Origin of the sequence: Vibrio sp. LQ2 (assembly GCF_023920125.1) — a bacterium.
Lineage (GTDB): Bacteria > Pseudomonadota > Gammaproteobacteria > Enterobacterales > Vibrionaceae > Vibrio > Vibrio fluvialis.
In genome coordinates this window covers 264,651-278,869 of record NZ_CP085308.1, presented here as the reverse complement: position 1 = coordinate 278,869, position 14,219 = coordinate 264,651, and the positions used below count along the sequence as shown (strand labels likewise).

At 54.5% G+C, this 14,219-nt stretch carries 14 protein-coding genes; 9 read left to right on the top strand and 5 right to left on the bottom strand.

Annotation, left to right across the window (positions count from 1 at the left end):
• Position 1: 1 nt before the first annotated feature.
• Genes LGV68_RS01460 through LGV68_RS01440 form a run of 5 tightly spaced genes read right to left on the bottom strand, consistent with a single transcriptional unit; the run spans position 2 to position 5,252 of the window.
• Complete coding sequence (locus LGV68_RS01460; RefSeq protein WP_020329974.1) at positions 2 to 1,021, bottom strand: flagellar motor switch protein FliG; 1,020 nt, start codon at positions 1,019 to 1,021, stop codon at positions 2 to 4.
• The gene (gene fliF, locus LGV68_RS01455; protein WP_252536069.1) at positions 984 to 2,723 is read right to left on the bottom strand and encodes a flagellar basal-body MS-ring/collar protein FliF; all 1,740 of its coding nucleotides are present in this window, start codon (positions 2,721 to 2,723) and stop codon (positions 984 to 986) included. Before fliF ends, LGV68_RS01460 begins: the two co-directional genes overlap by 38 nt.
• A 3-nt stretch (positions 2,724 to 2,726) precedes the next feature.
• Positions 2,727 to 3,083: a flagellar hook-basal body complex protein FliE gene (fliE, locus tag LGV68_RS01450; protein WP_020329972.1), complete on the bottom strand. Its 357-nt coding sequence runs from the start codon at positions 3,081 to 3,083 to the stop codon at positions 2,727 to 2,729.
• A gap of 13 nt (positions 3,084 to 3,096) precedes the next feature.
• A complete protein-coding gene (locus LGV68_RS01445) occupies positions 3,097 to 4,428 on the bottom strand; it encodes a sigma-54 dependent transcriptional regulator (protein WP_020329971.1) in 1,332 nt (443 codons plus the stop codon).
• Complete coding sequence (locus LGV68_RS01440; protein ID WP_289781581.1) at positions 4,428 to 5,252, bottom strand: OmpA family protein; 825 nt, start codon at positions 5,250 to 5,252, stop codon at positions 4,428 to 4,430. The genes LGV68_RS01445 and LGV68_RS01440 overlap by 1 nt, the downstream gene beginning before the upstream one ends.
• 565 nt (positions 5,253 to 5,817) lie before the next feature.
• Here LGV68_RS01440 and LGV68_RS01435 point away from each other — a divergent pair.
• The 9 genes from LGV68_RS01435 (at position 5,818) to lafA (ending at position 13,913) form a co-directional block, all read left to right on the top strand.
• The gene (locus LGV68_RS01435) at positions 5,818 to 6,636 is read left to right on the top strand and encodes a FliM/FliN family flagellar motor switch protein (protein WP_252536067.1); all 819 of its coding nucleotides are present in this window, start codon (positions 5,818 to 5,820) and stop codon (positions 6,634 to 6,636) included.
• A complete protein-coding gene (gene fliN, locus LGV68_RS01430) occupies positions 6,633 to 7,001 on the top strand; it encodes a flagellar motor switch protein FliN (RefSeq protein ID WP_020329968.1) in 369 nt (122 codons plus the stop codon). The genes LGV68_RS01435 and fliN overlap by 4 nt, the downstream gene beginning before the upstream one ends.
• A 12-nt stretch (positions 7,002 to 7,013) precedes the next feature.
• Positions 7,014 to 7,772 (top strand): flagellar type III secretion system pore protein FliP, encoded by a 759-nt coding sequence (gene fliP, locus LGV68_RS01425; RefSeq protein WP_020329967.1) that lies wholly within the window; start codon positions 7,014 to 7,016, stop codon positions 7,770 to 7,772.
• A 29-nt stretch (positions 7,773 to 7,801) separates the two neighbouring features.
• Positions 7,802 to 8,071 (top strand): flagellar biosynthesis protein FliQ, encoded by a 270-nt coding sequence (gene fliQ / locus LGV68_RS01420; RefSeq protein WP_004725108.1) that lies wholly within the window; start codon positions 7,802 to 7,804, stop codon positions 8,069 to 8,071.
• Entirely contained in the window at positions 8,071 to 8,847 is a 777-nt protein-coding gene (fliR, locus tag LGV68_RS01415; protein WP_047460234.1) for a flagellar biosynthetic protein FliR, read from the top strand. The genes fliQ and fliR overlap by 1 nt, the downstream gene beginning before the upstream one ends.
• On the top strand, positions 8,844 to 9,974 hold the full coding sequence (flhB, locus tag LGV68_RS01410) for a flagellar biosynthesis protein FlhB (RefSeq protein ID WP_047460237.1): 1,131 nt from the start codon (positions 8,844 to 8,846) through the stop codon (positions 9,972 to 9,974). Before fliR ends, flhB begins: the two co-directional genes overlap by 4 nt.
• A gap of 27 nt (positions 9,975 to 10,001) precedes the next feature.
• Positions 10,002 to 12,095 (top strand): flagellar biosynthesis protein FlhA, encoded by a 2,094-nt coding sequence (locus LGV68_RS01405; protein WP_075988366.1) that lies wholly within the window; start codon positions 10,002 to 10,004, stop codon positions 12,093 to 12,095.
• Positions 12,088 to 12,900, top strand: a complete 813-nt coding sequence (locus LGV68_RS01400) for an EAL domain-containing protein (RefSeq protein ID WP_020329963.1) — start codon at positions 12,088 to 12,090, stop codon at positions 12,898 to 12,900. Before LGV68_RS01405 ends, LGV68_RS01400 begins: the two co-directional genes overlap by 8 nt.
• Positions 12,901 to 13,085: 185 nt before the next feature.
• Positions 13,086 to 13,913 (top strand): lateral flagellin LafA, encoded by an 828-nt coding sequence (gene lafA / locus LGV68_RS01395; RefSeq protein ID WP_020432054.1) that lies wholly within the window; start codon positions 13,086 to 13,088, stop codon positions 13,911 to 13,913.
• Positions 13,914 to 14,219 lie beyond the last annotated feature (306 nt).

The following is a 14,219-nucleotide window of genomic DNA, read 5'->3' as shown; positions in this document are numbered from 1 at the left end:
CTTACTCCACCGTCGGTTCCTGATAAAGCAGCAGTTCGATTTCGCCTGCTTCACTCAGTTCACGCACAATCTGCATGATGTCCTGACGCGCGCGCTCAACCCGGCTGAGCGCCACCGCACCACGCACCTGCATATCGTCTTCCAGCGCCTTGACCATACGTTGCGGCATCGAGCGTTTGATCGCCTGTTGCAACGTGATCTCCGCCCCTTTGAGTGCAATGCCCCACAGCTCCATCGGTACCTGTTGTACCAGACGGTCCATGGTCTCTTCGCGCTGACGGCCGAGCACCATAAAGTCAAACATGTTCTGTTCGATTTCGCTCACCACATCTTCATCATGCAGTTTGAGCATTTCCATCAGTGTGGCGCGGTCGCCTTCAAAGCGGTTGATGATATCCGCGACCTGCTTCACACCGGACAGCGGCGCGCTTTGCGTCACCGAGACCTGTTCGATGCAACGTTCAATCAGCTCATTGAGATCGTTGGCGACCTGATGGTCAATATCCTGCAGACGCGCGATACGGTACAGCAGCTCATCGTGATAATCCTGCGGCAGGCATTTCAGCACCGCAGACGAACTGTCAGGCGGCAGATAGGCGAGGAAAATCGCCTGCATCTGCGGGTGTTCGTTGCTGATAAAACGCGCCAGCATTTCCGCGTCCACCCATTGCAGACGCTGCATGTTGTTGCGAATCTCATCGCCATACAGATTGTTAAGCAGGCCTTTGGCCAGATCATTGCCCAGCGCTTTGCGCAGCGTGTTGGACAAGTACTCTTTTGACGCGCCACGAATGCCACTGTGCTGACGAAAATCATCAAAGAACTGCTGAATAATGTTTTTCGCGTTGTCGCTTTTAATACCGCTGAGGCGCGCCATCGCTTTGGTCACGCGCTGCGTTTCATCGCGGCTGAAATGGCGCAGCACTTTCGCCGCGGCATCTTCGCCCATTCCGAGCAGGACCAGTGCGGTCTGTTCGACATGATTAAGCTCTTGGTTCTGCGTTGACTGTGCTGTGTTCATTCACATTTACCCACTGTTTCAAGACTTCTGCGACGCGTTCTGGCTCTTCATTGGCAATCAGCTGCAGATGTTTCAGTTGAATTTCTAACGGCGATCCTGGCGGTGGCAACATGTCGCTGCTCACGTCCAGACCGCTGGATGCTTTGATGCCTTTCTCTTCCAAGCGGCGGTTAAGCGCCTCTTCACGTTCACGCTCTTCGCGGGTTTGAAGATTCTCGTAGTAAGGCTCTTCTGGCGGCAGCGCAAACTCCAGCTCTTGGCTGCGGCGATCCGCACCGGTGAGATGCATGATCAGCGGACGCAACACGAAGAAGATCATCGCCATGCCCAGCATGCCGCCAATCACGTAACGCAGAGGCTGCTGCACGGTCGGATCCTGCCACCATGGAATGCTTGGCGGCGCTTCAATCTCGATCGGCGTAAAGTTAAAGCTCATCAAGCTCAGGCTGTCACCGCGCGCGGCGCTGATGCCAACGGCATCCATCAGCATGGCGGAGATTTCTGTCTTCTCTTGGTCGCTCCACCCGGTGCCATTCGGCGCAGCCGCTGAGTTCAACAGCACAGAAACGTTGAGTTTTTTCACCTGACCTTGCTGGTACTGCGTGCGGCGCACACTGCTGCCCACGGCGTACTGGCGGTTGATTTCAGAACGCGCGTTCGAGTTCTGGCTGTCCTGAGTCGGCTTCTCACCAGTCACTGGCGGTTGGTTGCTCAGCGACCCCGGAATGCCGAGCGCAATCTGGTCAATCGAGTTGTTCTGAACGGTGTGCTCGTTTTGCACCACGGGCGTGTTGTCGAGGATTTCCTGCGTCTCTTCCACACGGCTGAAATCCATGTCGGCTGCCACCTGCACGCGGAAGTTGCTTGGACCGACAATCGGCGTCAGCATGTCTGCCGCGCGCTGAATCACCTGCTTCTCCAGGTTCTTCTGGTAATCAAGGTATTTGGCGTTCACTTTGCCCGAATCGCCCGACGCCACGTCGGCGCTCAGCAAGCGGCCATACTGGTCAATCACCGAGACGAATTCCGGCTTCATGCCCGTCACACTGCCCACCACCAGATTGATGATCGCTTCCACCTGCTCCGGTTTGAGGTCTTCACCCGCTTTGAGTTCCAGCATGACGGACGCCGACGGCGCTTCGCCGTTCTGGCGCACAAACAGCGTTTGACGAGGAATGGCCAAATGCACACGCGCGTTCGATACCGCATTAAGCGCGATGATAGTGCGCACTAACTCACCTTCCAAACCGTGGCGGTAACGGGCGGTTTCCATAAACTGGCTGGTGCCGAGAGAGCTGTCTTCTTGTAGTGAATCAAGCCCGGTCGGCAGCTTGGCTTTGATGCCTTTGGCGGCCAGCAGCATGCGTACGCGCGCCACTTCCCCTTCCGGCACCAGAACCTGGCCATTCTGTTCCTGCAGGCGATAGCTGATGCTTTCAGCTTCCAGCACCGAGACGATGTCGCCCACATCAAACTGCTCTTGCTGACCATACAGCGGACGGAAACTCTGCGAAGAACTCCACAGCGCGACCACAATCAGCGCCGCCACAATCGCCGCCAGCACCGCCGAGAGCACAAGATTGCGCTGACTGCTTGACCACAGCTGTTTCAATTTACGGCTGACATCGTCCATGCCCCTGACCGAAGAGCCATTCGGGCTGATGCCACTGGCACCCGCCACTTGAGTAGTAAGTTCAGACATGATTTACACCGGCATCTTCATAATGTCTTCAAACGACGCAACCACTTTGTTGCGCACCTGCATCAGCGCGTTAAACGACAGGCTGGCCTTCTGGCTAGCGATCATCGCCCCGACCAGATCGTCGCTCTTGCCGGTTTCCACCGCGGTCATTTTGCTGCTGGCGACCGCCTGATGCTGGTTCACCACATCCAGAACCTGCGTCATGGCCGATGAAAACGACAGAGGCGGATTGACCGCTTTGACGTCCAGCGGGTTCGCACTGACGACGAAATCCGGCGTCGCCTGTACGCGCATTGCGTCCATTTTGGTGAGCATTAACTGCTCGGCGGACATTGCATTACCGATAGGTTGATTTGCCATGTTTACCTCTCCTTTAGGCGGCTGAGCCTAGTACTGACTGAAGGTCGATGCCCTGTTCACGCATCGCCGCCAATTTGTAGCGCAGTGCGCGGGTCGATACGCCCAGAGCATTCGCCGTTTTCGTCCGGTTACCACCGAACTGACGAAGTTTGTCCAGAATGTATTGGTATTCCGCCTGTTTCTTCGCTTCGACGTGACCAAAGGCCGCATCAGATACCACAGGCTGTGAAGGTGACTGGAACTCCACCGGCAGCATCAGATCCTGCGCAGTGATGTAGTCGCCGTGACGCATCACCAGAGCACGCTGAATCACGTTCTCCAGCTCACGAATGTTGCCCGGCCAATGGTACTGGCTGAGCGCCACGCGCGCGTCCTGAGACAGATGGCATCTACTGCCATCCTGATATTTGGTGATAAAAAACTGACTGATCGGCAGGATGTCCTCTTTGCGCTCACGCAGCGGTGGCCAGTGCAAAGGCAACACATCCAGACGGTAATAGAGATCTTCACGGAACTGGCCTTTCTGCACCTCTTCGCGCAAGTCTTTGTTGGTGGCGGCAATCACACGAATATCCAGTTGAATCGCTTTGTGACTGCCCACCCGTTCCACTTCCCGCTCCTGCAAAACACGCAGCAACTTGGCCTGTACTGCCGGTGACATTTCGCCGATTTCATCGAGCAGAATGGTGCCGCCGTTGGCCTCTTCAAACTTACCGCTTTGCGACGCCAGTGCGCCGGTAAAGGCGCCTTTGACGTGGCCAAACAGCACCGCTTCCAGCATCGACTCCGGAATGGCGGCGCAGTTGACCGCCACAAACGGACCGTCTGCACGGTTAGATTGTTGGTGCACGTAACGCGCCAGCACTTCTTTACCTGTGCCGGACTCGCCGGTGATGAGTACGCTGGCGCTGGTGCAGGCGGCGCGATGCGCCAGTTGCAGCACCTGCTTACTGCGCCAGGATTCAGCGACGATGTTGGCCATCGGTTTACCAAGCGCTTCCACGCGGCGCAGCAGATTCAATAACTGGTTGGATTCAAACGGACGCAGCAGATAATCGGTCGCGCCCGCTTTCATGGTTTCTGCCGCCAGAATGCCCTGATCCTGATCGACAATCGCAATTGCCACCCCCGCGCCTGCTTGCTTCTGATGACACGCGACCCACTCACGCACGCCCATGTCCGGTAAGTTGGCACTCACCACCGTGATGGCGGCGGCCTCCTGTAATAACGCACTGCGGCCGGTACGTGCATGGCGCACGCGGTAGCCGGCTTCGATCAAAACATCGATGACGGGTTGAGCTAGAAGTTCGTTTGGCTCAACCAACAAAATATCTGACTTCGTCATTACTGAACCTTCATTGAGTCGTTGGTTGGAGGAGTGGCGGCCACCACGCTTTCGTCGTCACGGACTAAGCGGATCTCCACGCGGCGGTTTTGGGCACGGCCGGATTCGGTCTCGTTGCTGGCCACGGGATACCGCGAGCCGTGAGCGCGAATCTGAATTTTGTCAGCCGCGACCCCAAGCTTTTCCAGCACCGCGGCAACCTGATCGGCACGGCTGCGCGATACATTCAGGTTGGCTAAACGCGAACCGACATTGTCGGTGTGGCCGTCAATCAGCAGATGCGTCACCCGTTTGTCACGCTCAACATAAGAAATCAGGTCACGCAGTGTGCGTTGCTGAGCAGCGCTCAGCGACTGCTGACCCGAAGCAAAATGGAGAGAAGTATCGCGCGCCTCGGTAAAGGTGATCGCCGGCAGCTGTTGCTGACAAGCTTTGAACTGAGTGATGACGTTGTGCACGCGAATGGAAGGCAGCGTGACCCGCTGCGACTCGGAAGGGGTGCTTCCGCTCAGCGACAGTTGTAGCCACTGCCCTTGGTCTATCGCGTGCAGTAACGCATCAATATTGGTCGAAAAAGAGAAGCGGTTGCCTTGGTGGCGAATCCCCTCACTAATCGGGGTCGCCTGCTGCGGCACAATCCACGGCGGAGTAAGCAAAGACAGGTCTGCCTGCTGCCAAGTTACCGGGCTATTATTAAAGCGAAATTCAAAGGATATTTTATTATTTGTGACTGAGCGGAAATAAAACTTCCCATGCGGAACTTCCGTATGCATCAAATTGCAATTAAATACATCACCTTTATATATCCAAGATGACAAATCCATAGGAACTTTTATCTCTTGCTCAGCAAAAGATGGCATAGTTAGAAATAAACCTAAAGCGCAAGAAGTAATTGAACATATTTTTAACACTTGGTGATAGAAATATTTTTTACCTTCTATTGACACTTTCCTGTCATTTAAATATGCCACCGAATTATCATAACTGGCATACATTTTCATATTGATGTCCCAATCTGATTCAATGTCCACCACGTTACAAGCCTTTGTAAATCAAGCAGTAATCGCGCTGAGACTGATGAATAAACAACCAACTAATACAAAAAGTTATCTTCCGTGACGTCTTCTGCAGCGATTCATTCGCCGTCTTAAACACGAAAAAACAGCCTATAAATTAGGCTGATCATTTTTTATTCATTTATATCTATAATTATTTAGCGACCAACCTAACCGCTTTCGTATTTTTATTGAAGAACTAAATTGGCGGTTCAAATCAACATATGAACTAACGTCACAAAGTTATAATTAGGCACTAAAAATAAATAAAAAATTCTGTGTAGACTGTGCTCCACAAAGAAAACACTCTCTGTCAACGCACGGTAAAATATAAATGGAAAATCAAATCCAGACGCCTATTCCCGAGGTGAAGACCTTAAACGTGGAACTACTAGGAAAGCCGATTCATGTTATTCGGGAAAAACTGGACACCATTATCACCGACTCCTGTAACGGCCTGACCAGCGAGCTGCAGAACTGGCTGACCACGCACCATATCGATGTGGAGCTGGAATCGGTGGAACTGCACAGCCTCAAGCCTTCAGACATCGACAAGAGCTGTATGACCCAGTTTCGTCATCAGAACGGCGGCTCGCTGTTTGTGCGCCTTGAAAGCAGCATGCTGATCAAACTGGCCGATCGCTTTTACGGCGCCAACATTGAACGCAGCCAAAGTGTGCTGACCAGCAGCGACCGTCGTCTGCAAGAACGCATCGGCAAAGTGACCACTCAGTGGGTCGCGCCGCAAGAGATGTGGCAACTACACGACGGCGACATTGGCAGCGGCGTCGGCCTGAAAGCCGAACTGTCACTTCGTTATGCTGACCAGCGCGGAGTGTTGACGCTGATTTTTGAAAGCCAGTTGGTGCAAACCCTGATTGACCAACTGGATCTGCAACCCAATGCCGAACTGAGTGAGCAATTTCACCGTTCGCTGCAAGACGCCCCAGTACGTCTCAATGTACTGCTGAGCAAGAAAACCATGCCACTCAGCGATGTGCTGAATCTGGCACCCAATGACATTCTCCCCATCGACTTACTCTCCACTGTTCCGGTCAGTATCGGTAACGAGCGCCTGTTTTCAGGCCGGGTTGCCGAGCAGGAAGGACAACTGGTGTTGATTTTAAACCAAGATAAGGAATCCCTAAGATGAGTGACGCTCTAGACAATGCAAGCTTTGATGGCGAAGAGCTCAATTTCGATGATTTTCATCTGGAAGATTTGGAAACAGAAACCGTGGTTGAGGCAGCGCCAAAAGTGGAACGTGACCTGAGCTTCTTTCGCAATATTCCGGTCACCGTCACGCTGGAAGTCGCCAGCAAAGAGATCGCGCTCGGCGATCTGATGAAAGCGGGCGAAGGCAGCGTGATTGAACTGGATAAGCTCAACGGCGAGCCACTGGATGTGAAAGTGAACGGCTCGCTGCTGGGTCACGCCGAAGTGGTGGTGGTGAACGACAAGTACGGCCTGCGCCTGATTGACGTGCTCGACAGCGCCCTCACCGCTGTGGGCCAATAACAGGTTTTTGTCATGACTCAACCGCGTTCCCTGCGCTGGATTGGCGCGCTGGCGCTCGTGCTGATGCTGTTTGCATGGCCGTCGCTGGCGGCCGATAACGGCCTGACCCTTTTCACGGTGTCCGACGGCAGCACTCAGGAAGAGTACAGCGTCAAGCTGCAAATTCTGCTGCTGATGACGGCGCTGAGTTTTCTGCCGGCGTTCATTCTGATGGCCACCAGCTTTACCCGCATCATCGTGGTGCTGGCGATTTTGCGTCAGGCGCTAGGCCTGCAACAGAGCCCGCCCAACCGCGTCTTGGTCGGCATTGCGCTGGCGCTGTCGCTGCTCATCATGCGTCCGGTGTGGAGCGATGTGTATGAGCATGCGTTCAAACCGTATGACCAAGGCCAGATTACGCTGATGCAGGCGTTTTCCGTCGCGGAAAAACCGGTGCGCAATTTCATGCTGGCGCAGACACAGCAAAGCTCGCTGGAGCAGATGCTGCGTATTGCTAACGAACCGCTGGATCAGAACGTCGACGACATTTCGTTTGCCGTGGTACTGCCGGCGTTTGTCATCAGTGAGCTGAAAACCGCGTTTCAAATCGGCTTCATGCTGTTCATTCCGTTTCTCATCATCGATCTGGTGGTCGCCAGTGTGTTGATGGCGATGGGGATGATGATGCTCTCGCCACTGATCATCTCGCTGCCGTTCAAACTGGTGGTGTTTGTGCTGGTCGATGGCTGGGCGATGACGGTCGGCACCCTCTCGGCCAGCTTCGCGCAGTAGCGTGACTCGGCACATTTAAGGAACGCTGTATGACTCCAGAAACTGTCGTGACCCTGATTTCCAACGCCGTATGGATGGTGATCCTGATTGTCGGTGTGTTGGTGGTGCCGGGTCTGATTGTCGGCCTCGGCATTGCGATTTTTCAGGCCGCCACCCAGATCAACGAACAGACGCTGAGCTTTCTGCCACGCCTGATGGTGACGTTGCTGATGGTCATCTTTGCCGGTCACTGGATGCTACGCAAGTTCATGGAACTGTTTGATTTTCTGTTCCATAACATTCCGGGGATGATTGGCTGATGGAGCTGAGCTTTGCCGAGATTTCCAGCTGGTTAGGGCAACTGTGGTGGCCCTTTTTCCGTATCGGCGCCGTGTTTGTTTCGATGCCGTTTTTCGGTGACCTACTGATCCCGGTTTGGGTGCGCAGTCTGCTTGCCCTCTCCATCACCGTGATCACCGCGCCTTTGATGCCCGCGATGCCCGCAGTCGATTTGATGTCGATGACGTCGCTGTTTCTCGCGTTTGAGCAGGCGGTGTGGGGGCTGATGTTCGGCCTGATTCTGCACATGCTGTTCACCGTGTTTACCATGCTCGGCCAGATTGTTTCGCTGCAAATGGGTCTTGGCATGGCGATGATGAACGACCCGGTGAACGGCCTGTCCGTCGCCATTCTCGGCCGCATTTTTCTGGTGTTCACCACCCTGCTGTTTCTGGCATTGGAAGGTCACTTAGTGGTGATTGATGTACTGATCCAGAGCTTTACCGTGTGGCCGGTCGGCTCCGGGATCACCATGTTGTCGCTGCAAGGCATCGTCAACATTTTCAGTTGGATGTTCTCGGCGGCACTCGCGTTGGCGCTGCCTGCCATCGTCTCGATGCTGCTGGCCAACATCAGTTTTGGTGTCATGAACCGCGCCGCCCCCAGCCTGAACGTTTACGCACTCGGCTTTCCGATGACCATGTTACTCGGCCTGTTCAGTGTGCTGATTTCCGTCTCCGGTGTACCGGGACGCTACGGCTCGCTGGTGCATGACACGCTGCGCTTTCTCCATCAGTTTATGGCGGGGGGCGCATGAGCGATCAAGCTTCGTCTCAGGACAAAACCGAGAAGGCCTCGCCGCAAAAAGTCAAAAAAGCGCGCGAGCAAGGCCAGATTCCCCGCGCCAAAGAGTTCACCACCGCGGTGATTTTTCTCGCCGTGGCCATCTACTTCTACGCCCAGCTGCCCGCCGTCTGGCAATCCATCGCGGGCGTGTTTCGCTATAACCTATCGCTGACCCGCGCCGATCTCGACAACCCGATGCAGATGATTGAACAGTTGGGTCACAGCCTCGGTATGGTGATTGAGCTGTTGATGCCGATGTTTCTGGTCATCATCGTGGTGACTCTCGCCAGCAGCATGATTCTCGGTGGCTGGCTGTTCCGCCCGGCCAACCTGCTGCCAAAGCTGAGCAAACTCAATCCGATCAGCGGTATCAGCCGGATTTTTTCCACCCGCTCGCTGGTTGAACTGGTCAAATCAACGCTCAAAGTCAGCGTCATTTTCGCCGTGCTGTACGGCTATCTCGATAACCATCTGCAACCCATGCTGGGCATGCAGGGGCTGCCGCTCAATCAGGGCTTTATCCTGATCATGAAAATCCTGTTTGAAGGCTTACTGCTGATGGGCTTTGCCCTGTTGGTGTTTGGTGTGATTGACATTCCTTACCAGCGCTGGGAACACCTCAAAGAGCTCAAAATGACCAAGCAAGAGCTGAAAGAGGAATACAAAAACAACGAAGGTCGCCCGGAAATCAAACAGCGTATTCGCCAGATTCAGCAACAGTTCGCCCGTCGCCGCATCGACAAAATGGTGCCCAAAGCCGACGTGGTGATCGTCAACCCGACCCACTACGCCGTGGCGCTGAAATACGATCCGGCACTGTCAGACGCGCCGTTTGTGGTCGCCAAAGGGGTGGATGAAACCGCGCTGCACATTCAGCGCCTCGCGCGCGACAACCAGGTGGAAATTATCCACTCGCCGCCGCTCACGCGTTCGATTTACTACACCACTGCCATCGAGCAGGCTGTGCCCAGCCAGCTGTATGTGGCGGTGGCCCATATTCTGACCTACGTCCTGCAGCTGAAAGCGTTTCGCAGTGGCAGCGGTGAACAACCGTTGCCACTGCCACACTTTTCGATTCCGAAACATCTGCAGCACTGATTTGCATTGAATGAAGGACTGATAACCATGCTCAACCGGTTAAAACAATGGCAAAACTCCGGCAAGGGATACCTCGGTATTCCGATTGTGCTGCTGATGGTACTGGCGATGGTCATTCTGCCACTGCCACCGCTCCTGTTGGACGCGCTGTTTACCTTTAACATCGTCCTGGCGATTCTGGTGCTGCTGGTCAGCACCACTGCCAAACGCCCACTCGATTTCTCCATCTTCCCGACCATCCTGCTGGTCGCAACGTTGCTGCGCCTGACGCTCAACGTTGCATCTACCCGTATCGTGCTCTTGGAAGGTCACAACGGCGGCGATGCCGCCGGTAAAGTGATTCAGGCGTTCGGTGAAGTGGTGATCGGCGGCAACTACGTAGTCGGTATGGTGGTGTTCATCATCCTGATGATCATCAACTTCGTGGTGATCACCAAAGGTGGCGAACGGATCTCCGAAGTCTCGGCGCGCTTTACACTCGATGCCCTACCGGGCAAGCAGATGGCGATTGACGCCGACCTCAACGCCGGCCTGATTGACCAAGACACCGCGCGCGATCGTCGCCGCGAAGTGGCGAACGAAGCGGACTTCCACGGCTCGATGGACGGTGCGTCGAAATTTGTGCGCGGTGACGCGGTCGCCGGTTTGATGATTCTGTTCATTAACATCATCGGCGGGATCAGCATTGGCGTATTCGAACATGGCCTGCCTGCCTCAGAAGCGTTTAAAACCTACGCCCTGCTGACCATTGGTGATGGTCTGGTGGCGCAAATCCCATCCTTGCTGCTGGCAACGGCCGCGGCGATTATCGTGACGCGCATTAACGACAGCGACAACGACATGTCGCAGACCATGCACAAGCAACTGCTGGCCACGCCGGCCACGCTGTTTACCGTCGCGGGCATCATGGTGGTGATCGGTATTGTGCCGGGCATGCCACATCTGGCGTTTTTCACCTTTGCGGCGGCGCTGGCCTTTGCCGGTTGGCGGCAGGCCAAAAGCCCGGTGGTCGACACCTCGCTCGATGAAGTCGAAGCGATTTCGCAGGCGATGCAAAACGAAGGCGACGCACCACTCAGCTGGGAAGACATTCCTCACGTGCAGACCTTGTCGCTGGCGCTTGGCTATCGTCTGGTGCATCTGGTCAATAAAGATCACGGCGCGCCGCTGACGCAGCGCATTCGCGGTGTGCGGCGCAACCTTTCCGAGCAGGTTGGCTTTTTGCTGCCGGAAGTGGCGATTCGCGACAACCTGAGCCTCAAGCCCAACCAATACACCATTTCGCTCAATGGCGAACTGGTCGAACAGGGCTTTATCGAACCCGACCGCCTGATGGCGATCGCCGTGGGTGAAACCTATGGCGACATCGACGGCATTCTCGGCAGCGATCCGGCCTACAACCTGCCGGCGGTGTGGATTGAACACCCGCAGAAAGCGCGCGCACTGAACATGGGTTATCAGGTGGTGGATGATGCCACCGTAGTGGCGACCCACATCAGCAAAGTAATGAAAACGCATCTGGCGGAGCTGTTTAACCACGACGATGTCGATGCCATGAATCAGCGCCTGACTGCGCAAGCGCCGAAACTGGCGGAAGCGCTGGCCGCTGCGCTGCGCCCGGCGCAGCAGCTCAAAGTGTACCGTCAGCTGCTGCTCGATCAGGTGCCGCTGAAAGACATCCGCACCATCGCCAACACCATGCTTGAATCGTCGGAAAACACCAAAGACCCGATTCTGCTTGCCGCCGATGTACGCTGCGCCTTGCGCCGCACGCTGATTAACCTGCTGGCAGGGCAGAAGAACGAGATTCCGGTGTATGCCTTGTCCGACGAACTGGAGCAAATGCTGATGACCTCGCTGCATCAGGCACAGGCGAGCGGCAGCGTGATGCTGGACAGCTTCCCGGTCGAACCGAATATTCTCGGCCAGTTCCAGCAAAACCTGCCGCTGATTAAGCAGCAGCTCAAACAGCAAGGCATGGCACCGATTCTGTTGGTGATGCCGCAACTGCGACCGCTGATTGCCCGCTACGCGCGGACGTTCTCGCACGGACTGGCGGTGCTGTCGTACAACGAAATTCCTGAAAACAAACAGATCAACGTGGTAGGAAACCTTGGCTAATCTCTCATCTCATCAAGCGCTGTACCATTATCTGCGCGACCTTATTGAGCAGCACATCGTCACGGAGGACGACGCGCTGGTGTTTGACGCATTTCAGCGCAACGACATTCGCCACGCCTGTCAGGCGATTCGCGAGGCGCAAAGTGGCGAGGTGGAATATCAGCACCTCACGTTGCGTTTTGGCAGTCAGGGCGAACAGAGCGTGTATCAGTTTGAGCTGTCAGAGCCGATGGCGTTCTGTCTCGATCTCTACAGCCTGTATCTGGCGCTGCGTCAGTCGCGTTTTCAGATGGAAACATTTCATCCGGATCTCATCAGCAACGTGGTCGTGCCGATTCGTGCCGATGCGTTGCTGTGGCCAGCGGGCGCGCTGTTTCTCGACCAGATATTGCAATTTCATCGCGCCGCATTTGCCCACGTGGTGCCGTCGGTGCAGATCAACTTTGCCAACCCGCTGCACTCTGGGTTGGATGAGCTGGTTGAGCAGGTTCGCGAGAACGCGTACGCGCTGTGGTTTGAACTCTACACCGCGGCAGAAAACTTTGAGCAGATTGCGCGCTATAAGCCGGACATGCTCAAGCTCGCGGTGTCGCTGGAGAACAAAGAAGATCGCAGTGCCTTTCTGCCTATCGTGCGCTTTTTGCGTCAGCACCGCTTTAAATGGGTCGCCGGCCGCGTCGCCAGCCAGACCGAACTGAACCAGTACAAACTGCTCGGCGCGAGTTATTACTTCGGTTATTTCAGCGATATTCCGACGTCGTTGTCCTTCAAAACCTTCGATGAAGCGGATAACGACAGCTGGTAACGCCTTGCTTGCCCCTCAAAATAGGGTGATTTCTGGAATAGACTTCACCTTATTCCTCCCTTTTTCGCCCTTTTCTCAATTTTTTTAAATTTTTGATTAATTCTCGCCAGCAACCATCCGCCTCTAGTTAGTGAGCAGGGAATATCCCGAAGAGCCTGAAGATAGCGACAACCAAGGAGACTAAGATGGCTTTATCTATGCACACTAACTACGCATCGCTAGTTACGCAAAACACTCTGAACAGCACAAACAACCTGATGACTACTGCGATGGAACGTTTGAGCACTGGCCTTCGCATCAACTCTGCAGCGGATGACGCAGCGGGTCTGACTATCGCGAACAAACTGGAAGCACAAACTCGCGGTATGTCAGTAGCGATGCGTAACTCTCAGGACGCTATCTCTATGCTGCAAACAGCAGACGGCGCACTGGAAGAGCTGACTAACATCGCTTACCGCATGAAAGACCTTGCCACTCAAGGCGCGAACGGCACCAACGGTACCACTGAACTGGCAGCGCTGGATTCTGAATACCAAGAGCTGGAAGCAGAAGCAACACGTATCCTGACGCAAACCACTTACGGTGCAGGTCAGCAACTGCTACAAGGCGGCAAACTGGCTGCAGCAGTGGACTTCCAAATCGGTGCGTCAGCAGCAGAAACTCTGACTGTAGATATCTCAACTAACCTAGCGGCAGTTGACTTCACCACAACAGGTGCACTGACAACGAACGCGGCATCAAACGCTGAAATCACTGTGATTGACGGTCTGTTTGACACCATCAACACCGTACGTTCAACACTGGGTGCGAACATCAACCGTCTGGACCACACGATCAACAACCTGGCTAACGTGTCTGAAAACACCGCAGCAGCGAAAGGCCGTATCACTGATGCTGACTTCGCGGTTGAATCGTCAAACATGACGAAGAACCAGATGCTGATGCAAGCAGGTACAACAGTACTGTCTCAGACTAACCAGATTCCTGGCATGGCAATTTCACTGCTGCGCTAAGCACTTACGCCATACAATCTGTACGTTTGTATTTGCCTCCCGCTGGTCGGGAGGCTTTTTTCCGTTTACTTTTTCGTGGCGCCTGTCCTCTTCCTTCCGACAACATAGCCGGCGCCTTTTTTCTTGCCTTCCCTGACTTAATTTCCTCGCCCAAATGGTCGCATTACCCCTTTGAGAAACCCTTATTTCCAAGGAATTGATTTCTGAGGAAAAGCGGAACTGCCGATGAGGAAACACCGCTTCCGTTTTTCGCCCATTAATTAACTAACCTATTGTTTTATATACATTTAATCAATGGCACACATC